Annotated in this window: 24 protein-coding genes; 16 read left to right on the top strand and 8 right to left on the bottom strand. The window is 57.5% G+C overall.

The features are described from left to right. Window positions 1-78 precede the first annotated feature (78 nt). Window positions 79-393 carry a ferredoxin reductase domain-containing protein gene (locus ACZ5IL_RS03160; RefSeq protein ID WP_464595135.1) on the bottom strand — a complete coding sequence of 105 codons (315 nt, stop codon included), beginning with the start codon at window positions 391-393 and terminating at the stop codon, window positions 79-81. Window positions 394-562: 169 nt separating this feature from the next. Here ACZ5IL_RS03160 and ACZ5IL_RS03155 point away from each other — a divergent pair. The 7 genes from ACZ5IL_RS03155 (at window position 563) to ACZ5IL_RS03125 (ending at window position 6,622) form a co-directional block, all read left to right on the top strand. Further along, window positions 563-1,731 (top strand): IS3 family transposase gene (locus tag ACZ5IL_RS03155; RefSeq protein WP_464592339.1). Its coding sequence is split into 2 segments (ribosomal slippage): window positions 563-827 and window positions 827-1,731, totalling 1,170 coding nucleotides; the frame shifts between segments, so codons are not numbered across the junction. A 500-nt stretch (window positions 1,732-2,231) separates the two neighbouring features. Beyond that, window positions 2,232-3,575, top strand: coding sequence for a Na+/H+ antiporter NhaA (gene nhaA / locus ACZ5IL_RS03150; protein ID WP_464595134.1), 1,344 nt, complete (start codon window positions 2,232-2,234; stop codon window positions 3,573-3,575). Window positions 3,576-4,187: 612 nt separating this feature from the next. Next, window positions 4,188-4,748 carry a hypothetical protein gene (locus ACZ5IL_RS03145; RefSeq protein ID WP_464595133.1) on the top strand — a complete coding sequence of 187 codons (561 nt, stop codon included), beginning with the start codon at window positions 4,188-4,190 and terminating at the stop codon, window positions 4,746-4,748. Window positions 4,749-4,904: 156 nt separating this feature from the next. After that, on the top strand, window positions 4,905-5,090 hold the full coding sequence (locus tag ACZ5IL_RS03140) for a hypothetical protein (RefSeq protein WP_464595132.1): 186 nt from the start codon (window positions 4,905-4,907) through the stop codon (window positions 5,088-5,090). Beyond that, window positions 5,087-5,581 (top strand): hypothetical protein, encoded by a 495-nt coding sequence (locus tag ACZ5IL_RS03135; protein WP_464595130.1) that lies wholly within the window; start codon window positions 5,087-5,089, stop codon window positions 5,579-5,581. Before ACZ5IL_RS03140 ends, ACZ5IL_RS03135 begins: the two co-directional genes overlap by 4 nt. A 4-nt stretch (window positions 5,582-5,585) precedes the next feature. Then, window positions 5,586-5,762 (top strand): hypothetical protein, encoded by a 177-nt coding sequence (locus tag ACZ5IL_RS03130; RefSeq protein ID WP_464595129.1) that lies wholly within the window; start codon window positions 5,586-5,588, stop codon window positions 5,760-5,762. Between the two features lie 17 nt (window positions 5,763-5,779). Continuing rightward, window positions 5,780-6,622: a hypothetical protein gene (locus ACZ5IL_RS03125; protein ID WP_464595127.1), complete on the top strand. Its 843-nt coding sequence runs from the start codon at window positions 5,780-5,782 to the stop codon at window positions 6,620-6,622. Between the two features lie 149 nt (window positions 6,623-6,771). On the opposite strand, the gene ACZ5IL_RS03120 is transcribed toward ACZ5IL_RS03125, so the two are convergent. Together ACZ5IL_RS03120 and ACZ5IL_RS03115 are read right to left on the bottom strand one after the other, a co-directional pair. After that, the gene (locus ACZ5IL_RS03120; RefSeq protein WP_464595126.1) at window positions 6,772-6,903 is read right to left on the bottom strand and encodes a hypothetical protein; all 132 of its coding nucleotides are present in this window, start codon (window positions 6,901-6,903) and stop codon (window positions 6,772-6,774) included. 25 nt (window positions 6,904-6,928) lie between these two features. Next, window positions 6,929-7,156 (bottom strand): hypothetical protein, encoded by a 228-nt coding sequence (locus tag ACZ5IL_RS03115; protein ID WP_464595124.1) that lies wholly within the window; start codon window positions 7,154-7,156, stop codon window positions 6,929-6,931. 1,278 nt (window positions 7,157-8,434) lie between these two features. Here ACZ5IL_RS03115 and ACZ5IL_RS03110 point away from each other — a divergent pair. After that, complete coding sequence (locus ACZ5IL_RS03110; protein ID WP_464595123.1) at window positions 8,435-8,731, top strand: hypothetical protein; 297 nt, start codon at window positions 8,435-8,437, stop codon at window positions 8,729-8,731. A gap of 314 nt (window positions 8,732-9,045) precedes the next feature. Here the strand turns inward: ACZ5IL_RS03110 and ACZ5IL_RS03105 are convergent, their stop codons facing one another. Together ACZ5IL_RS03105 and ACZ5IL_RS03100 are read right to left on the bottom strand one after the other, a co-directional pair. After that, window positions 9,046-9,387: a VanZ family protein gene (locus tag ACZ5IL_RS03105; RefSeq protein ID WP_464595121.1), complete on the bottom strand. Its 342-nt coding sequence runs from the start codon at window positions 9,385-9,387 to the stop codon at window positions 9,046-9,048. A 53-nt stretch (window positions 9,388-9,440) separates the two neighbouring features. After that, a complete protein-coding gene (locus ACZ5IL_RS03100; protein WP_464595119.1) occupies window positions 9,441-9,635 on the bottom strand; it encodes a hypothetical protein in 195 nt (64 codons plus the stop codon). Window positions 9,636-9,842: 207 nt separating this feature from the next. Between ACZ5IL_RS03100 and ACZ5IL_RS03095 the strand changes: the two genes are divergently transcribed. Beyond that, on the top strand, window positions 9,843-10,082 hold the full coding sequence (locus ACZ5IL_RS03095; RefSeq protein WP_464595117.1) for a hypothetical protein: 240 nt from the start codon (window positions 9,843-9,845) through the stop codon (window positions 10,080-10,082). 31 nt (window positions 10,083-10,113) lie between these two features. Here ACZ5IL_RS03095 and ACZ5IL_RS03090 read toward each other — a convergent pair whose 3' ends face one another. Beyond that, a complete protein-coding gene (locus ACZ5IL_RS03090; protein WP_464595116.1) occupies window positions 10,114-10,323 on the bottom strand; it encodes a CsbD family protein in 210 nt (69 codons plus the stop codon). Between the two features lie 168 nt (window positions 10,324-10,491). Continuing rightward, window positions 10,492-10,665: a hypothetical protein gene (locus ACZ5IL_RS03085; protein WP_464595114.1), complete on the bottom strand. Its 174-nt coding sequence runs from the start codon at window positions 10,663-10,665 to the stop codon at window positions 10,492-10,494. Window positions 10,666-11,043: 378 nt separating this feature from the next. Here ACZ5IL_RS03085 and ACZ5IL_RS03080 point away from each other — a divergent pair, with 378 nt between their 5' ends. The 6 genes from ACZ5IL_RS03080 to ACZ5IL_RS03055 all read left to right on the top strand — a co-directional run bounded on the left by ACZ5IL_RS03080 (window position 11,044) and on the right by ACZ5IL_RS03055 (window position 17,080). Then, window positions 11,044-12,045, top strand: coding sequence for an AAA family ATPase (locus ACZ5IL_RS03080; protein WP_464595113.1), 1,002 nt, complete (start codon window positions 11,044-11,046; stop codon window positions 12,043-12,045). 3 nt (window positions 12,046-12,048) lie between these two features. After that, complete coding sequence (locus tag ACZ5IL_RS03075; protein WP_464595112.1) at window positions 12,049-13,926, top strand: S8 family peptidase; 1,878 nt, start codon at window positions 12,049-12,051, stop codon at window positions 13,924-13,926. Continuing rightward, on the top strand, window positions 13,889-14,521 hold the full coding sequence (locus tag ACZ5IL_RS03070) for a hypothetical protein (RefSeq protein WP_464595111.1): 633 nt from the start codon (window positions 13,889-13,891) through the stop codon (window positions 14,519-14,521). The genes ACZ5IL_RS03075 and ACZ5IL_RS03070 overlap by 38 nt, the downstream gene beginning before the upstream one ends. A gap of 448 nt (window positions 14,522-14,969) precedes the next feature. Next, window positions 14,970-15,350, top strand: coding sequence for a GIY-YIG nuclease family protein (locus ACZ5IL_RS03065; RefSeq protein WP_464595110.1), 381 nt, complete (start codon window positions 14,970-14,972; stop codon window positions 15,348-15,350). Window positions 15,351-16,023: 673 nt separating this feature from the next. Further along, window positions 16,024-16,209, top strand: coding sequence for a hypothetical protein (locus tag ACZ5IL_RS03060; protein ID WP_464596994.1), 186 nt, complete (start codon window positions 16,024-16,026; stop codon window positions 16,207-16,209). A gap of 502 nt (window positions 16,210-16,711) precedes the next feature. Beyond that, complete coding sequence (locus tag ACZ5IL_RS03055) at window positions 16,712-17,080, top strand: thermonuclease family protein (protein ID WP_464595108.1); 369 nt, start codon at window positions 16,712-16,714, stop codon at window positions 17,078-17,080. On the opposite strand, the gene ACZ5IL_RS03050 is transcribed toward ACZ5IL_RS03055, so the two are convergent. Next, a complete protein-coding gene (locus tag ACZ5IL_RS03050) occupies window positions 16,967-17,359 on the bottom strand; it encodes a hypothetical protein (RefSeq protein WP_464596993.1) in 393 nt (130 codons plus the stop codon). The two genes, ACZ5IL_RS03055 and ACZ5IL_RS03050, sit on opposite strands and share 114 nt — an antisense overlap. Between ACZ5IL_RS03050 and ACZ5IL_RS03045 the strand changes: the two genes are divergently transcribed. Then, window positions 17,274-18,233 (top strand): alpha/beta fold hydrolase, encoded by a 960-nt coding sequence (locus ACZ5IL_RS03045; RefSeq protein WP_464596791.1) that lies wholly within the window; start codon window positions 17,274-17,276, stop codon window positions 18,231-18,233. The genes ACZ5IL_RS03050 and ACZ5IL_RS03045 overlap by 86 nt on opposite strands. Window positions 18,234-18,358 lie beyond the last annotated feature (125 nt).

Raw genomic sequence — 18,358 nt, 5'->3', positions numbered from 1 at the left:
CGCGGTGAAGAGCAAACGCAATGAGCTTCACCCCGCTCGTTTGAGCGAAGTGAAACCCAACATGCGTCAAACTCGCGCTTAGGCCGCCCGTTCGAGTTCCTGCCGTGGTCCGAAGAATTCGAAATGCACCTGCGAAGCCGGAATGCCCCACTTGAGCAGTTCGTGGTAGATGGAAACCATGAACGGCTGCGGACCGCAGAAGTAATAGTCCGCATCGCGCGATGACAGCAGACCTTCGAGATATTCCGCCGTCACGAAGCCAACGCTCGCATTGTCGCTAGGGCTGCCTCCCTCGCTATAGCGATAATACGCACGCAGGTTGGCATGTTGCCGCGCAAGCTCATTCACCGTCTTGCGGAACGGCTGAACGTCCTCGTTCAGTACCGCGTGCACAACGAGGATTTCCCGCTTCGGGAACGCCTCCAGCCCCGGAAAGCAGGATGCTCATAATCGGCGTGATTCCCCGCCCGCAGCAAGGAGCACCAGCGGGCGCTCATTGGTCTGCCCCCTGAAAAGTGGTCCTCCCTGAATTAGGCTATTAGCCGTTAGAGAGGACATTGGAATGCCCCAGAAGAAGCACAAGGCGGAAGAGATCGTCGCGAAGCTGCGCCAGGTCGATGTTTTGCTTTCACAAGGCAGATCGGTTGGCGAAGCGGTTCGTTCGATCGGCGTGACGCAGTTCACGTATTACCGGTGGCGCAAGGAGTTTGGTGGCCTGAAGGGCGATCAGGTAAAGCGCTTGAAAGAGCTTGAGAAAGAGAACGACCGGCTGCGCAAGGCAGTGTCGGACCTGACGCTCGAGAAGCTGATCCTGAAAGAGGCTGCCTCGGGAAACTTCTGAGCCCTTCCCGCCGTCGCCGCTGCGTCGACCATGTCATGGTGAAGTTCTCCGTCTCGGAGCGCTTTGCCTGCAAGGTTCTGGGCCAGCATCGCTCGACCCAGCGCAAGAAGCCGCAAAGCCGACCGGATGAAGAGGCATTGACGACCGACATCATCAGTCTGGCCTTACGCTACGGCCGCTATGGCTATCGCAGGATCACGGCGATGCTGCGGTCCGAGGGTTGGACGGTGAATGCCAAGCGTGTCGAGCGTATCTGGCGGCGGGAGGGGCTGAAGGTTCCTCAGAAACAACCGAAGAGAGGCAGACTCTGGCTGAATGACGGATCGTGCGTCCGGCTTCGGCCCGAGCATCCAAACCATGTTTGGTCCTATGACTTCGTCGAGGGCCGGACCCACAATGGCAGGAAGTTCCGCATGCTCAACATCATCGACGAGTTCACCAGAGAATGTCTGGCGATCCGGATTGATCGCAAGCTCAACTCGACCGACGTCATCGACGTCTTGTCGGACCTGTTCATCCTACGCGGCGTGCCCGGCCACGTTCGTTCTGATAACGGGCCGGAGTTCATCGCCAAGGCAGTGCGAGAGTGGATTGCAGCTGTCGGCGCCAAGACCGCGTTCATCGAGCCCGGAAGCCCTTGGGAGAACGGCTACTGCGAGAGCTTCAACTCGAAGCTTCGCGACGAACTGCTCAACAGTGAGATCTTCTACAGCCTCGCCGAGGCCAAGGTCATCATCGAGGCATGGCGGCGCTACTACAACACCGAGCGACCACACTCATCGCTCGGATATAAACCGCCGGCGCCAGAGGCCATCGCCTGGCCTTCAAAGCCAGCCGGATCGCTTCCGCCAGCAGCGCAAGCAATGGCCGAAAAGCCGATTATGCATTAAGACTGAAACCGGACCACCTCATAGGGGCAGGCCACCGGAGGAGTTCTTTCGGAGTTTTTTCCAGTTTTTTCCAGACGGCTTTTGTAAAAACTCAGAGACAAAAACTAAAAGTAAATCATGTACTTACGATACAAAGAGAGAGTTTTTACAGTATTTTCCAGGTAGGTGTGTTTCCACCCTATCTCGATGGGTGGAGTATATAGGGGGATCGGATTCTGGAAAAAACTCCGGATCGAGTCAAATCAGAACGGCAAGCCTCACCCCTTCGTGGTGATTGGTCGCTCGCTAACACCAGCATGATCTCAAGCCGTCGACATTCTCTATGGCATGGGTTCGCGAAGCTGGTCGGGGTGTGAGGCCGGCCGCAAGCGGACGGATTATTCTTTCCAAAAGTTGAATTGTCGCCATCGCGATGTCACAACAATGCCCGGGTGCTCGCTGCATTGGGGTAGCGACAGGTCAAGCGATGGTCGGGCCGCCACGCGGGACGCGTGCGACCCATGAACGATAGCCCTTCATTTAACGATCTGCCGAAAGCCCAGCGGCTGGCGGAACGGGCCTTTAGGACCCTTGATCAATTCCTGCATGTCGAGGCTGTCAGCGGCATTGTGCTGTTGGCGGCGGCGGTTGTAGCGCTGCTCTGGGCCAACTCTCCTCTCGCCCAAAGCTATCACGACCTGTGGCATCTGCCTCTCTCGATCGGGCTCGGTAGTTTCGTCTATGCGCAGTCCCTGCATTTCTGGGTCAACGACGCGCTGATGACGGTCTTCTTCCTGGTTGTCGGGATGGAAATTCGGCGCGAGATTCATGAAGGGGCGCTGAGCAAACTCGATCAGGCAGTGCTCCCGATCGCCGCTGCGATCGGCGGAGTGATCGCGCCGGCCCTAATCTATCTGGTGTTCAACGGCGATCCGACGCACGCGCGCGGCTGGGCCGTGCCCACAGCTACGGATATCGCATTCGCGATCGGCGTGCTGGCTTTGCTGGGACGTTCGATCCCGTCCAATGTGCGGGTGTTCCTGCTGGCTCTGGCGATCATTGACGACGTGATCGCGGTTCTGATCATTGCTTTCTTCTATTCCGGCGGACTGGACCCGAGCGGTTTTGCGATCGCGGGGGCTGGCATCATCATGGTGGTTGCCCTGCAACGGATCGGTGTGGGTTCAGCCTATGCTTACGTGATCCCGGGCGCGGTTGTTTGGATCGGCCTGTTGGTGACCGGCGCTCACCCGACTTTGGCCGGAGTGGTCCTCGGCCTGATGACGCCGGTGATTTCCATTCCCATGCGCGAGCAGCCGATCGACGTATTGTCCCGCATTGCCGCAGAACTGCGTGGCCATGACGCGGTACCCGCGAAAGACGCGCGTCGTCTGGCCTACCCCCGGCGGCAGTTGCGCCTCGCCAATAGGGAGATGTTACCGCCGGTGGTGCGTGTCCAGACAGCGCTGCATCCCTGGGTCGCTTATGGCATCATGCCGGTCTTCGCGCTCGCAAACGCCGGCATCACTCTTGATGGAACCGACCTCGGCACCGGAGGTCCACAACTGGTCATGATCGGAGTCGGCATCGCCCTCGTCGCAGGTAAGCCGCTCGGCATCATCGCCGTCACATGGCTCATGGTGCGGCTGGGTTGGTGCCGACTCCCGCCAGGCGTGTCATGGGGCGGCGTCCTGCTTGTGGGTCTGCTCGCCGGGATCGGCTTCACCATGTCCATCTTCATCGCCATGCTGGCCTTTGCCGATGAGAACTTGCTGGTCGCGGCAAAGCTCGGTGTGCTGTTGGGCTCTTCGGTGGCCGCGATGCTCGGGCTTGGCTGGGGCGTCGTCTACGTCCGACGTCGGTGAATCCGCAACCTCCGAACGCACCCAGCCGGAAAGCATATCAGCGAGCTTTTAAAATGATCTGAGACGCATCTGATCGAGGCCTGTCGCAAGGGCGAAGTGAAGGCGGTATCGATTGTTGCAAGCATGAACTGCGCAGCAAAAGAACGTTCGAACGACGATGCTCATTGAACCGTTCAAGACCAAGAGCAGCGCGGATCGAAAAGCATTGAAAGCGGGCTGATCTTGATCGCTCGATTTCCAACCGAGCGCGCAATGCAGAGCCACCGAACCTGTCCGCAGCCATGATCGGCAGTCCCGGATCATCGGTCGTGCGCAGCCTTCATCAACCTAAACGCATCTGAATGTAATTCTTTCAAACGTGCGATTGAGAGCGTTTTATTCCAATATTGCGATGCATAACGGTAAAAAGGTACTGTCTGAGCCGTGGGCGGTAGCGGGTGACGGACGACCCCGAGATCGTGGCAGGTGCAAAAAAATAAAAGGGGGTTGTTGTTCTCGATCTGAGCTTTGGCGGCGGTGGTCGGTGCGTTCGAAGGGATATTCCTTTGGGCTGTAGAGCGATGGCCTATCAAGCGATCCTGCGCGCAGATTCACCAACGCAGGTTTTTAAAAATGCGCCGTCGCGACCGCCCGTATGATCCTCGCGAAGACGGGCCGCTGCACCGTTACAAGAACCGTCGGCCCGGCTACCGACGCACGGTAACCATGCCGGAGCACGTCAGTCCTCATGTGAAGCTTGTCTTCGCGGAAATGGCGCGCCAACAGCGGACCTATGACGAGGTTGAGGCCGCCAGTTGGATTCGCCGTCCAACGGTCAAGCAATGGAGGATGAAGAATCGTCCTAGCTTGGAATCTCTCGAAGCGGTGCTGAACGCCCTTGGCTGGCACTTCATCGCCGTGCCCGCTCACGTCGAGATGCTCCCGCCGGCCGTGGCGGCAAAGGCCGCCGAAGTTGCCGCTCTCGCGAAGATTGAATTGGGCGAGGTCTGGGGCGCTGCCGTACAGATCGCCGCGCTCCAGCTTGCATCAACCGTCGAGGGCGAGCGCATCCTTGCCACGCTTGATGCTGAACGCGCGGCACGCCACGCCGCAAACCACAATGTAAAGCGCCGCTCTCGCCGCAAGGCTCCCGCAAACGACAACGCCAAGCAATCGTCCGAGAACGCCGCTTAAGGGTATCTCGAATAGACTCGTCGAAACGATCCAATCGAGCACAATGCGCGAGTTGCTTTTCTCCAGTCGAGAGCAACTTTCCTCGTTTGAACCTAACCCGGCCGGTGGTCTTGATTTCCCCACCGACCGGGGGCGGGTTCGAAAGGCTCGAACTCTATGTCGAAAAAACTCAGTCAGCGGAAGAGCGCTGCATACCTCGATCTCCCGGAAAGCACGTTCGCCGGATATGTCCGAGCGGGCCGTGGCCCGCGTCACGTCAGCCTCGATGGCATCCGCTATTTCGATGTCGCTGACCTCAACGCCTGGATCGCGGCCAGAACGTTTTCGGAGGGCGCACAATGACCCTCGCCGAAGCCGATCACATGCGCCGCGTGGCCGACGCCGAGCGCCGCGTAGCCGAAGCCAACCGCCGTGCAGCCAACTACCGTGCCGCCGAACGTCGCGCCGAGGAGGTAGACCAAGCTGAACGACGCGCGGCCGAAGCTGAGCAGCGTGCCGCCGAAGCGGAGCGGCACGCCAGCGCATCTGTCGTCGCGCGGCCGATCATCGCGCGACCGTCTCAGCCAAAACCCATCACCGCGCCAGCGCCAACGCCGGCCGCACGGCTGACTCCAAAGGGAATCCCGGTCATGACTGCAAACCAGAAACTTCTGTTTCAGTCGGTCGCGACGACCACGGCGCGGCTCGCTGCCGCGCGGCAATCTCTTGAGGACGCGAGAAACTTGGCACGCGCCGGTTTTGCCGACAATCGCGTATTCGCACTGCACGTTGAGGCCAGCGCGTTCCAAGCCTGGCTCAAAGCCAGCGAAGCTTTCCAGGCGTGCCGGGACTAAACGCATGACCCGGAAAAACACGATCCGCGCTGCCAGGGATGCATCTCAGGCATATGCCGCGACCCTGCGTCGCTTGACCACCGCCCAGGCGCTTCACTCGCCTGACACGCTGGAACTATCGGCCGCCGAATACATGGCCCGCAACAACCATCATCGCGCACTCGCCGCGCTCAACACCTGACAGAAAGAAGAGAAACTATGGGTTTCCTCGAAAAATTCTTCCCCGCTAAGACGGCCATTACGTCGGAAACCATTAAGGCGGAAATCGATTACAGCGAGTCTGAAATCAAGCGCCTCCAGGCGGAGATCAGCCCCAAGCTTGCGGCCATCGCGACGATGGACGACGCTGAGCACGTAAAGGCTGAGGCGGATGTCGCCGCCAACAAGCGCGCAATCGATCGGTTCGACCAGCGCATTGCACATCTGCAGTCAGAACTCCCCGTCGTGCTCGCTGCGGAAGAAGCTGCCGCAAAAGCAACCGCCGACGCCGCGCTTCGCGCCCTTGCCGAAGCGTGCCGCAAGACGAACGAAAAGGAAGCCGCGAAGCTCTTGGCCGCCTATGACGAACACGCCAGTGCGATCGGCGGAATCATCGCCAAGCTGAAGGCAATGGACGGGGAACGCGAGGCTATCAACGCACAGCTGCGCGCCAACGACGTCTGCGAGCCGGTGCGAAGCTACGTAGACATTCACCGCACCACTCCCGGCACCGAAGGCACGGAGCAGCGCGCGAAGGTGCCATGCTGGGTTTACCGCTATCCGGGTAGTCCCCCCGACACGAAGGAAACGAAGTATCAGTATGAAGCACCGCGCGAGGACGTGCGGCGGGCGGCCATTGGCTCAGATGGTGAACCGGTCCGGGGTGCTACTGAGCTTCACAATTACTATGGCCGAGAGGTCATCATCACGCCGACGTTGGAGAAGCGCGAGATGGTGGTTTCTCGAACCCGACCGAAACCCCCTCGTTACGAGGACCCGCTTAACGGTGTGCTCTTGCCGCCCGCCTTTGCTGGCGGAAAGTGGCACTGGCCGCGCCAGTGAGATCGCTTGAAGCACCCCGTCGAAATCGGCGGGGTGATGCATGACAAGTTCGCGGGGTTCGCCGACGTCGCGAACTCCGCACAAGGCTGGTCAGATACTCAGCGAGGCAACCGTCGATTTGCGCAGTCGCAGTGCATCTAAGCTTAAACTCATGGCTGCGGCTGAGATTGCGCTGCGGTTGGTGATGAGTGTGTTCCGCGCCCGGTGTAGACGGTGGAAGCGCTGACCAGCAGCACGAGGATCGCACCGCCGATTACCCAGCCTGTTCTGACGCTACTCATAGTGCTCGTCCTCCTGAAGGAACTGTCATTCCGAACTTACCATGCTGCGCTCGACTAAGGTACCAACCTCGCCGGCATGGCAGCTCGCAACGTGCTCACGGACGCGTGATAGCATCGCACTCCGCGCAATCCCATTGAGCTCACGTCTTATTTTTTGCATCGTTGCCATTTCAAAAGAAATCTTGCGCCGTTGGGCGGCGATTTGAACCAGTGAATGACAGAGAAACAGCTTTCTGGCCTGATCGATAGACATCACAGAACTTTCATAACCGGTCTCCGAAAACGACCTAGCTGTTAGGCGTGACATCTGCCCTTCATTTCGGCCTCTGAAGGCTTGAGGACGACAGCCACGCGTCGATATGAGACGCTGTTTCGGCCTGTCGCGCCTCTCTGACCAATTGCTCTCGTTTAATACCCGGCCGAGTATCGCGCGCCTCATTATGCAGGCGCTGAGCTTCATCATTGAGGCGTTGATAAAGCGATTTTGCATTCTTTGGAGAACGAGGTCTGGTCTGCATGACGGCTCCTTGTTTGCAAACGACGGGATCGCAACTCTCATCACCGATAGATGCGTTGGGGCTGGCGACGAAAGAGCGGTCGAACGAGCTCAAACGCCGCATGCGTCGTTCATCATTCGACGGTGCGGCGAGAAAGCCGAATCAGGGGAGGATTTGATGCGTTAGCCGCACCGAACTTATGCTTCGGTCGTCCACCGGGTATCGCACTTAGAACAGTGCCATTCGTTGGTGACCGCTTGGGACGAATATTGCGAGCTCACGGGTGCTGTTACAGCATTCCCACAAGCGCAGGTATCAGTCCCTTCGGGGCGCGATCTTCGGATGGGCATCTCACGGGCGACGCGATTTGCCCATCTGCGCTCCGAACCTCTTTGAAGATGAATCGGATAGACCGTGGCATACATGGCTGGCTCCCTTTGTGGGCGGGAGCACAGAAGCGTCTCTCTGTTGCCAGCGCCGGTGAAAAGCGTGCTGGCAATAGTATCCATATGGGAACCCTCACCCATCATAACTAGAGCCGCACCACCGAAACCTAGAAAGAAGTTCTCACCCAAGGCATCACCCGGTGGCGGTCTCGGCATTTGTAGGCTCGTCGCTCTGTTAAAGGCGCTTCGTCGGGTTGTGCATGCGCTCTTATGATATACTTATCCAAGACCGGAGCAGTCATGTCAGAACGCCGCGAACTATATCGAAGCCCGAACGGCGATTCCTGGTACTTGGGCCGCGAGCCTACGGACGGGCACGCCTTTATCATCCATCAGCCCAACTCCCCATCTGGTGGCCGACTGTCACATATTGAACTTGGAGAGTTTCTTCGGAGCGGCAACGGTCCAGAGCAGCAAGCGTTGCTTCGGCTAATAGGTACGCTCGTTGAAGTGCCGCCATACGCCTGACGAGCCACTATGCGTAGTTCCAGCGCGCCTAGGCAAACGCGCGTGCATTAGCTCCCGTCCCCTTGCGAAACGGGGTATACTAACGAACGTGAGGTTTTGAGTGAGCTATGGAGGCTCGTCATGAAACCACACATTATTCCGTTTGAAAATCGCTGGACTAACGGTGAGCGCGCTTGGCAGTGGCACTGCGAACTTGAGCGATTGGGCGTTCCGAACGTCAGAATGTTGTTCAGCGAATACCAGACCTATCATCGCGATGAGCCTACGGTTGTCTTCGATGTTCCCGCCGGATTTGTACGTGACTGGCTGGCTTTTCACGACCGGCGCACCGCTCTCCAGCAGCGTTTGTGGCGCGCGATCGTCATTGGATTGGGCCTTGTTGCCGTGTCCAGCGTGATGCTCGGGGCAAACGGATAACTGGACTACGTCATCGATTCGACTTATGAACGGCGATGATCCGCGCGCGATTGCTGGCAGGTGCGCTCCAAGAGGGAGCGTTAGCTGAGCGCTCCGGAGAGATTGATCTTCTGGCCAACCGCTAGACTGAATCGGCATACGAAAGCTCGCTTGAACCTTTTACCAGGTTCGAGCGACCTCATCATTGCTGGGGTATTTCAGAGTCCAGTGTGTATTAGCCAACGCCCCGGCAGCGAACATACTCCGCTGCGCGGCGTTGTGCACTGAACCGCCGAGGCGATTCCTGAGCGCTACCGGCTGGCGGACGCAGGTTGTTATTGGGCTCGTCGCCATCGCCAGAGCACCACGCCACCACACCCGCAAATGACGCCTGTCGAGCTGGCAACCCAATCGAGCACTCCTGCATGTCGCCCCGGGACCAACAACTGTCCGACTTCGAGGAGGGCGGCGTAGGCGATCATCGCGCACGCCAAACTTAGGAAGCGCACTCGCTGATAGGCGAGCGAAACAGCAATTGTCGCGAGGAGATAGGCAAAGACATGCTCGATGCGAGGGTTAAAACCCGTGCGGATCATTTCTTGTCCCGGGGTCCACGATGCAGCCATCAATGCCATGATACAGAGCCAGGCACATAGCTTCAAAGCCGCTTTTACCATTTGTCCCTCGCCAGCATGACTGCGGGACGGAGCAGGAGGTCCATTGCCCGAATCTACTGCGGTACGCCGCCCGGAGGTTCTATGACTTTTAGGGCAGCCTTAGCGACGGGCAGAACTTCCCATCCGCGATTGCTCTCCGCATCAATTATCGTCATGCTTTCTATATCGAACGTCGCCCCCGAGGCTTTTTGATCTACGACCGCCTGGGCGATGGCCAAAGCCACCAATCGAACCAGCTCATCACTCATTGCAGGTTCTCCATCCTGTTCCATCTTTCGGGCTCGCTATCGTAGTTGAGCGGAAGATCCTGAGTTTTCGCGACACGCGCAAAATCTGCCATGGCCTGTGCGGTCGGCGATCGACGCCGCTTGAACCAGCCAATCACGCCCAAGGCAGGGCTCCCAATGCGCCCGGCTGACCATTACATTTTTCGCGTCGCATGTGGAGTATTCGCGATGCCTCGGACCCCAAGACACTTGGCTGATCGGATGGCGGCCCAGCGCCGACAGGCAAATGTCGATGACGGCTATGCGCGAGAGACCTTCACTCAGCCGCGAGACCAGGCGCGCCGGACGGCGAGGGCGTTCTTGAATCGCTGGCCGGCGGCGGCTTACATGACCGAAGTCGAGAGCTGGCGCGAGCTTCCGAGCGGCGAGATCGAGTTCACAATGAAACGGCTGCGGAGCGCGGATTAAAAAATGCCCCGCCGAAGCGGGGCAAACTCATTTAGTCGGGCCATGATTGAGTGCCGTACCAGTCATCGATTTGCTTTTTAGTCTGGTCTTTCTGGTAGCCGTACCGCTCCTGTAGTTTACCTTCGAGCTGCTCACGCTTGCCAGCGATCTGATCGAGATCGTCGTCGGTGAGCTTGCCCCACTGCTCCTTCACCTTGCCCTTGATCTGCTTCCAATTTCCTTCGACGCGGTTCCAGTCCATTGCTAACCTCCTCCGGTTGCATGTGGTTGCGGAAAGAACCTGGGTCAGCTTAATTTTGTTCCGGGCTTTTCGTCGCAGAAATAGGCCGCGGGTCCTTTTTGTCGTCACGGCCAGAACTTTGCGCCATCTGCTTACGATACTTTGGCGCTAACCCGCTCCGGCTTTTTTCTATTTCGGCTTGTGCTTCGTCGTCGCCAGTCGCTCGCGGTATGCTTCCAGTCCGCGTCGCCAATCTTGTCCGGGCTGCCATTCGCCCCTTTCGTCCATGGCGCCGGATTCCAGCATTGCGGCTGCGACCTCCCAATGACGATCCACCCAGTCCTGAATTTCAGATTCACGCATCCCGTGGGAGCGGCAAATTCTTTCGGCCATTGCTCGGGCAAGCGGTTCAATATTCGATGACATGGTGAGACGTTATGTGCCGCTTGCGTGGCAAAAGCGTGCTCGCCGGCTTTGAGCACACTGGTTACTGAAAACCCCGCTCCGGCGGGGTTTTCTATTTCTGACCACGGCCTGCGCCGGCTAGATGATGAGACGCGCAGAAAGAGCGCCCACCGCCACAGCGCTCCCATGCCCGTTCAAAGGCTAGGGCCCGCGATCGCGCGTGGGTCATGGCCGCCCATGATATTGAGGTATTGGAATCCTGCGCAAAGTATTACTTTTCGTTCGAGACGGCAGCAGAGTTAGTGTAGGATTCGGGGAATGGTTTGAGGTTGCCTCGTGTCCAATGCAAAGCAAATACTCGCAATGATCCGCAGCCGCGCCGAAAGCGACGAGGATGCGTTCTATTCGATCGCGTTGCAGGTGGCGGCCTCGGAAGCGCGTCAGGGCCACCGCCAAATCGCTGATGAGCTGCGCTCGGAGATTGATAAGGCCCGCGCGCGGAGCGGGCGCGGCCAATCGGTTGCGATCCCATTCGCCACCCCGCGCGGCAACCTGGAAGGTTTGCTTGAGCTACGTCAACCACGTTTTAGTCTAAAAGACGTTGTTCTGAATGATCGCTTGCTTGCCCGCGTCGATGACGTGCTGCGTCAGCAACGCAAGCGGGACTGGTTGAGAGAGCATGGTAGGACTCCGAATCGCCGCCTTCTGTTCGTCGGGCCACCCGGCTCGGGCAAGACGATGTCTGCCGAGGCCGTGGCTGGCGAATTGCACCTGCCTCTCTTCGTCATCCGTCTGGAATCGATGATCACGCGTTATATGGGTGAGACGGCAGCGAAGCTTCGCCTGATATTCGACGAGACAAGCAAACGTCGCGGCGTATATCTCTTTGATGAGTTCGACGCGGTCGGTGGCCGACGAACCGCAAGCAACGACGTTGCGGAAATGCGCCGCGTGCTAAATTCCTTCTTGCAATTCATGGAAGAAAACAATTCGACTGACAGCATCATCATTTGTTCGACAAACCATCCTGAGCTGCTCGATCGTGCGTTGCTGCGTCGATACGATCAGGTTCTGAAGTTCGATGCCCCGTCATCGCAGCAAATCCGGAAACTCATCACTGCCAATCTCGGCAAGATGCGGATTGAAGAACCGAACTGGGCGTCAATCGTTCGGGCCGCAAAGCTTTTAAGCCAGTCCGAGATCGTTCGGGCAACCGATGATGCGGTAAAGACCGCTATTCTGGACGAGCGCATCCATTTGAGCACGAAAAACATTCTCGATCGTTTGCGCGAACGTCGTTTAATGCGCAACGCGTTCATGGAGTCGAAAGGCGCGTAATGAATGGTGTCTCGGTTTACGCTTCCACACATTGAAATAACGCGCTTCAGGCAACAACACGAATATGCGAGCAGCGGCTCTGGCGGGAATCTCGTCGATCGCATCCGCGCCGAACATGGCCGCCGTCTACAAGGAGAGCTGGACGCTGCGCTAAAGCTCGCCGAAGAGCTGCGCCCCAAGAACGAGCGTCTGCCAGCAGCCACGACCAGCATTCTCGAAGTCGAACTGCGCCGGGGGACGGACCCTGAAAAGCTTGACCGCGTGCGCGACAACATCCGCTCCAGCGCCGCCAAGGCCAATGACCGCAACGACCGGACGATTGCCGTCTTCGTCCCCGACGGGTCAAAGGAAGTCTTCGCGAAAATCCTGAATGACTATCTCCACGGCGAGGTCAGCCCGGACACGGGCAGTCCGCCGAACAAGTCGCTGGTCGAAGCGATCGAGAATTTCCGCGCAGCGCGTCTGGAAACAGTTTGGACCGACGATCCGGCAGCGCTGCCGACTGATCCGCAACACCAGATGTGGTGGGCCCTTTGGTGTTGGCCTGACGCTGAAGAGAAAGTTGAGCAAGCGTGTGAACGTCTTCGGGTCCGAGCGGCTAGCAAGGATCGCCGTCTTTATTTTCCGGACATCACGGTTGTGCCGGTGCATGGCACGCGAGCAGCAATCGAGTTGATGCTGTTCATGACGGGGGCGATCGCCGAGCTGCGACGGGCGACCGATAACCCTGTTTTCTTCCTCGATGACGTGAGGGGCGATCAGCATCCATGGAGCGATGATCTTGCCGGACGCATCAAGTGGCCGGGCAATGACGTTCCGGCGGTCTGTGTATTTGATACGGGCGTTAATCGGGCGCATGCGCTGATTGAACCCGCTTTGGGCGCGAAAGACCTCCATACAATCGATGCCGATTGGGGCGTAGACGATCCTACGGAAGGTCACGGCACGGCGATGGCGGGCATGATCCTGCACGGCGACCTGACTGCTCCGCTAGGCGATGCTTCAGAACGCACGCTTCGACATCGCCTAGAGTCGGTAAAACTTCTTCCTCCCGATGGATTCGATCCTAATGAACCTGCAAGCTACGGCGTGCTGACCCAGGCGGCGGTCGCATTACCCGAAATCGCAGAGCCGAACCGTGCCCGTGTCTTCTGTATGGCGGTTACGAATCTCGACGTATCGGGTTCGACGCCATCCAGCTGGAGTGCGGCTATCGATCAGGCTGCATCCGGCTCCATGCCGGGCGATGACGATGACGCTCCCAAACGTCTCTTGATAGTGTCAGCAGGAAATATCGAGGCGGAGATCGATTACAACAAGATCAAGCCGCAGGACGATTATCCGATCGAGGACCCAGCGCAAGCGTGGAACGCCCTGACAGTTGGCGGTTATACAGACCTGGTCGATGTACGCGATAAAGGTTTCGAAGACTGGACGCCAATAGCCGAGGCAGGAGACCTGAGCCCGCACAGCCGCACTAGCGCAACCTGGCCGCAGGGGCGTGCGCCGTTCAAACCCGAAATTGTGATGGAGGCCGGAAATCGCGCCGTCAACAAGACTAGGACTGAAGCGCTCACCGTACATTCACTGTCACTGCTCTCGACGGGGAACGATGCAACACGAGCTCCGCTGGTGCCTTTTCAGGCAACAAGCGCAGCGGCTGCACAGGCCGCTCGGTTGGCTGGACGCCTGGCGGCCGATCATCCGGAATTTTGGCCTGAAGCGATCCGTGCTCTGATCGTACACAGCGCCGATTGGACTCAGCCAATGTTGGATGCGTTCAACCAACGGTACGGGTGGCAAGAAAGAAAACTACGAGCTAGTTCGCCGTTTTGGTTATGGCGTGCCCGACTACGAACGGGCGACCGCATCTGCAAATAACCACCTAGCATTGTTTGCGCAGGCAGAAATACAGCCGTTCAAGTTCGAAGGCCGTCGATTCAACGAATGTCACTATTATGCGCTACCGATCCCACCCGATATGCTGGAGAGGCTGGAGAACGAACCCGTCGAGCTCAAAATGACCCTCTCGTATTTTATCGAGCCAAACCCTGGCCTGTCAGCAAATGTTGAACCTCAAAGATATCAATCCCACGGACTACGGTTTGACTTACGCCGTAAAGGCGAATCCCTGACGCGATTCAAATCGCGTGTGAATACGGCGGAGCCCGCAACAGCTGGACCGGCAGTTGCTGACGATGATCGCTGGCTGCTCGGTCCTAACAGTATCTCGGCTGGTTCGCTTCATTGCGATGTATGGTCAGGCCCCGCGATCGAATTGCTAGGGCGGGACACGCTTTGTATCAAGCCCGTTTACGGTTGGTGGCGTGATCGCGCCGGACGAGACTACCCGAACAAACAAACCCGCTATGCGCTGATCGTAACGTTGAAAGCGCAGAACGTCAGTGTTGACCTTTATACGCCAATCAAAGCGATTGTGGATATCCCATCTGCCGAGGTTGAGACTGAGATTTAGAGATAGAGACGACTGCCTTATTCGAGTCCATGGCCGATGTTTGGGGCGTCCGCTTCGCCCACAATCACCTGACCTCAGACGAAGCGCACCGGATAGCCAAGGCATCGCCGCGACTGCCAGAGTTCATGATTCAGCGGAAGGATTTTCACCAACGTGGCGGCGGCGAATACCGGTGGAAGAGATCGCGTCCCTATCATGTCGCGCTTGAAGATAGCTACATTCGCGCGCATTGGGGATTCATCGACGCGGTTTGCAGAATGAATAGCATCCCGTTTGACGGGACAGGTGAGTGCATTCAGCGAGACGCGATTCAATTTTGGGGCCGCTTCGACGGTCGCTCGCTTCGCGGCGAAGAGTTCATTTACTCGGATCGTCCGAAGGGCTTGCTGGCGCTTTGCGAGCCACCTGATATGGATCGGTTCGGCCAGCGACCATTGGGACGATAGACATGAGGGGTGAACCCAAGGCGATCAAAGCCAAGCTCGGGCAAATGTTGCGATCACCAATGATCGCGTTCCCGAGCGTGCGTCAACGAATCAACGCGCCAAACGACCATGGTGTTTATATCATCTATGACCCCAAAGGACGGGTCGCGCATGTCGGTAGAACAGTTCGGGGAAAGAATGGATTGCGCCAGCGGCTCAACAATCATTTGCAAGGGGCATCGTCTTTTGTAATTCACGCCCTTAAGGGCAAAGGCGTGAAGTTGAGAGCGGGCTATAAATTTCGGTTCATCGAAGTTGAAAATGATCGACTGCGGGCTTTGCTTGAGGCCTACGCAATCGGTCAACTTTGCCCGGATCACCTTGGGCATGGTGGAATCGGATAGGACGATTCATGTCGCGCTATATGCCGCTTTTAGTCTTGTTCGTCATAACAGCTGCTTCCGCTCAGGAGCCCAAAGCCATCAAGACTGTCAAAGTCACACAATCGCTCAACGATACCGCGCTCTATGAAGTGAAAGAACGACGGAACCGTTCTAATCGATTGGGACGAAGTCGAAGCGCTTGCAGTGAGCAAGAAGAATCCCATTCTCACGCCCCAGGCCCAAGTCATGCTGGCAATTCGTGACGGCAAATGGAAGGCCAGGAATCAAGCTAAGTGACCTCAGGACTCAAGCGTCTCTCGATCGTTGCGCTCGCCGTCTCGCCCGCGTTCGTCATGCTCGTTCCCCCTCCGGCTCTATTCCGTTCTCGAAGAACGAATCGGCGTCGCTAAAATCAACCCGCCGTGATTACTAACGGTCAGTGAAGAGGCTACGTCACCATCGTCGCTTGCACTCGCAGAAGCGATAGTTCGCTACGTCCAATTTCCTCAACATGGCGGCCGCGACTCGGTTGACCAAACGCACAGCCTTGTCAGATCGCTTGAGGAATTGCGACGAGACCTTCCCACTGCTCCATTTCATCAACCTCACTTATTGGCTAAGCTCGCGCGAGACATTGCCGTTGCCTTGCGCAAAACGCGCGATCTGCTAAATCCCGCATTCTACGATTGAAGGAATGAAGATTTTGCCCACGAAGAAAACAGCTGTTCGCCGTGAATGGACGAAGAACGACGTTCGCACTCTCAAGGCGCTCGCGAAGCAGAAGGCTGGCGTCGCGAAGATTGCAAAAACGTTGAAGCGAACGCCAGGCGCAACGGCAGCGAAGGCGCATACCATCGGTGTGTCGCTAAGCACTCAATAATGGTGCAAGCACTGAAACCAACGGCTTGGATACTCTTATTCGTCCTGTTTATTCTTACGGTTGGGCCGCTTGGTTTGCGTCCGACGTTTGGGCATCCAAATGCTGAGCGATTACTGGCACTCGCTGTGCTCGGGTTTGCCTTCTCTCTTGCCTATCCCCGTCGACTCTTGGTCGTCTTTATTCTGCTTGCGGGCGCTCTATGCTGTTTTGAGTACTTGCAGCATTTCGTGAATTACAGGCACGGGACCGCGCATGATGTCGCGATCAAACTGGCAGGCGCAGTAGTAGGAGTCGGCGGCGGACTCGTCGTCTCAAAATTGGTCGACGACATCAGATCAGGCTAAGGACATCAATTCAACACACCGCTTGGTAAATTCGAAAGTCGCCGAGGTTGTCGCCATTTTCTCTGTGGTGGGGCACACGACGCTGATTAAAGAACAGCGCGCATCGATGCTGTCCTGGTTCTTGTTGTTGTGATTCAGGGGGTCTTAAGAGCCAATTGATGGGCTGCATCCGGTCCCCCAATCGAAATGGTCCAGTGATGGTACGCTTGTTTTCTGCCGCCGCCGCGCTTGTATTGGCCAGCTCCTCCCACGCCGGAACAATCGCCGGCCAAGCATCCGTCATCGACGGCGACACGCTCGAAATTCACGGGCAGCGCATTCGTCTATCGGGCGTGGACGCGCCCGAGTCCGATCAGCTCTGTCGTGGAGACGATAGTCTGCAATATCGCTGCGGTGCGAAGGCTGCGAACGAGCTAGCTCGCTTCATTGCTGACAGGCCGGTTAGCTGCAAGGGCGTGGACATTGACCGATATAAGCGCGTTGTCGCGATCTGCTCTGTCGGAGGTGTAGGAGGCACGTTGGATTAGAATCGGCAATAGGAATTTCCGCTTGCCGGCATAAAGCAAATCAGGGTCGGTCGACGCAGGAACGATCCGCGTTTCCGCTGGTTCAGGTAGCGCTGCAGCATTTACCGGGATCATCCGGATTTCGCGCAAGCGTTTTGGAGTGCGATCAATGACCCCATCCCGCCGTGTTGAACGCCTGCGTTCCTCCATCTCAGTGCAGCGCCTTAGCGCAAAGACGCCTTCTTTAGCGATAGCTACGGCGGTCGCAATTGGGGCGCTCGCTGCAATGGCTTTGATCAATCGAAATTTTGCAAAGAAAGCGGAGCGTAATAATCCGGCCACCGGCAGCTTCCTGCACGTCGACGGCGTTCGGCTGCACTACGTTGAGCGGGGCTCAGGCGATCCGCTGGTGCTCCTTCACGGAAACGGCAGCATGATCGAGGATTTCGAATCCAGCGGTCTGATTAATCTCGCTGCCAAGGATTACCGAGTCATTGTTTTCGACCGACCCGGATTCGGCCACAGTGACCGCCCGCGCAACGTCATATGGACGCCGGACGCCCAAGCCGAACTCATTAAACACGCCCTGGATCGGCTCAACGTTTCAAACGCTGTCGTCCTCGGACACTCATGGGGAGCGTCGGTTGCGGTGTCGCTAGCTCTGAAGTTTCCCGATCTTGTTCGCGGACTGGTTCTCGCCTCAGGGTATTATTACCCGACCGCAAGACCCGACGTCGTCGCGATGGGTACTCCGGCCTTGCCGCTAATTGGCGATATCCTCAGTTATACCGTGTCGCCACTTATTAGCCGCGCTATATGGCCGTTGATGATGGCGAAAATCTTCGGTCCTCGATCTGTGCCTAAAAAGTTCGCAGCGTTTCCAAAGGAGTTGGCCGTGCGTCCCTCGCAGGTTCGGGCATCGGCGGCCGAATCGGCATTGATGATCCCGGACGCCTTTAAGCTGCGCAATCAGTATGCGGATTTGAAAATGCCCGTCGCCATCATCGCCGGAGAGCAAGACCGGCTAATCGACATTGACACACAATCGGCTCGTCTGCATTCCGATGTACGGCAGAGTAGATTTCACCGAATTGCCGAAAACGGTCATATGATCCACCAAACTGCAACTAATCAAGTGATGTCGGCAATAAGCGAAGTGGCTCGCCCAATGTAATTTCCATACATACGAAGAAAATTTCGTGGTGCGTTCGTTGACAGAAAAGAATGCGCGAGCCCCTCGGGCAGAGGAAGCTCCGATCGCGTGCGCGTCTAATGGAGCCCTACACGCGCTCGGCTATT

Source organism: Nitrobacter sp. CN101 (assembly GCF_055390255.1).
This window is presented reverse-complemented; position numbering and strand designations above follow the sequence as displayed.

Coding starts and splice junctions, on each gene's coding strand:
- nhaA (WP_464595134.1), top strand. CDS start 2,232: ATGAACGATAGCCCTTCATTTAACGATCTGCCGAAAGCCCAGCGGCTG.
- ACZ5IL_RS03145 (WP_464595133.1), top strand. CDS start 4,188: ATGCGCCGTCGCGACCGCCCGTATGATCCTCGCGAAGACGGGCCGCTG.
- ACZ5IL_RS03140 (WP_464595132.1), top strand. CDS start 4,905: ATGTCGAAAAAACTCAGTCAGCGGAAGAGCGCTGCATACCTCGATCTC.
- ACZ5IL_RS03135 (WP_464595130.1), top strand. CDS start 5,087: ATGACCCTCGCCGAAGCCGATCACATGCGCCGCGTGGCCGACGCCGAG.
- ACZ5IL_RS03130 (WP_464595129.1), top strand. CDS start 5,586: ATGACCCGGAAAAACACGATCCGCGCTGCCAGGGATGCATCTCAGGCA.
- ACZ5IL_RS03125 (WP_464595127.1), top strand. CDS start 5,780: ATGGGTTTCCTCGAAAAATTCTTCCCCGCTAAGACGGCCATTACGTCG.
- ACZ5IL_RS03120 (WP_464595126.1), bottom strand. CDS start 6,903: ATGAGTAGCGTCAGAACAGGCTGGGTAATCGGCGGTGCGATCCTCGTG.
- ACZ5IL_RS03115 (WP_464595124.1), bottom strand. CDS start 7,156: ATGTCTATCGATCAGGCCAGAAAGCTGTTTCTCTGTCATTCACTGGTT.
- ACZ5IL_RS03110 (WP_464595123.1), top strand. CDS start 8,435: ATGAAACCACACATTATTCCGTTTGAAAATCGCTGGACTAACGGTGAG.
- ACZ5IL_RS03105 (WP_464595121.1), bottom strand. CDS start 9,387: ATGGTAAAAGCGGCTTTGAAGCTATGTGCCTGGCTCTGTATCATGGCA.
- ACZ5IL_RS03100 (WP_464595119.1), bottom strand. CDS start 9,635: ATGAGTGATGAGCTGGTTCGATTGGTGGCTTTGGCCATCGCCCAGGCG.
- ACZ5IL_RS03095 (WP_464595117.1), top strand. CDS start 9,843: ATGCCTCGGACCCCAAGACACTTGGCTGATCGGATGGCGGCCCAGCGC.
- ACZ5IL_RS03090 (WP_464595116.1), bottom strand. CDS start 10,323: ATGGACTGGAACCGCGTCGAAGGAAATTGGAAGCAGATCAAGGGCAAG.
- ACZ5IL_RS03085 (WP_464595114.1), bottom strand. CDS start 10,665: ATGCGTGAATCTGAAATTCAGGACTGGGTGGATCGTCATTGGGAGGTC.
- ACZ5IL_RS03075 (WP_464595112.1), top strand. CDS start 12,049: ATGGTGTCTCGGTTTACGCTTCCACACATTGAAATAACGCGCTTCAGG.
- ACZ5IL_RS03065 (WP_464595110.1), top strand. CDS start 14,970: ATGAGGGGTGAACCCAAGGCGATCAAAGCCAAGCTCGGGCAAATGTTG.
- ACZ5IL_RS03060 (WP_464596994.1), top strand. CDS start 16,024: ATGAAGATTTTGCCCACGAAGAAAACAGCTGTTCGCCGTGAATGGACG.
- ACZ5IL_RS03055 (WP_464595108.1), top strand. CDS start 16,712: ATGGGCTGCATCCGGTCCCCCAATCGAAATGGTCCAGTGATGGTACGC.